The sequence below is a fragment of the Bacillus sp. SIMBA_154 genome, from assembly GCF_046536015.1.
Classification (GTDB): domain Bacteria; phylum Bacillota; class Bacilli; order Bacillales; family Bacillaceae; genus Bacillus; species Bacillus pumilus_P.
The window spans coordinates 1-347 of sequence record NZ_JAWJBV010000108.1 but is presented as its reverse complement, the minus strand read 5'-3'; the positions used below and the strand labels follow the sequence as shown (position 1 = coordinate 347).

General features: G+C 33.1%; 1 pseudogene. It reads left to right on the top strand.

What is annotated here, in order from left to right:
• A pseudogene (locus R0K30_RS21325) lies at nucleotides 1-101 on the top strand (hypothetical protein); the annotation flags it as partial.
• Nucleotides 102-347: the final 246 nt, after the last annotated feature.

Below are 347 nucleotides of genomic sequence, written 5' to 3'. Positions count from 1 at the left end.
ATAAAAGCCAGACGGGGATACTTACTGTATTGTTATCTACCTATAATCAGAAAGAGGAAAAAGTGTTTGAAGGTGAGTTATCAGTATTAATTAAACGCTAAATGACCTTTGTGGCATATCATCGTCACCTTTCATTTTTTATAGGTGTCTGGATGAATTGAGCAATCATCTTAATGAATTGAGTGGACTTTGAGTCTGCTCTTTTTTATTTGTTCAACCTATGTCAAGAAACAAAGGACTAACAATAACGAAAAAATCATCTCGTAAATACGAATTTAAACATTGTTGCCTTCAGGTTTTTTGCATATTCCTCTGTATCATTGCATCGGATGAATATCTATAATGAG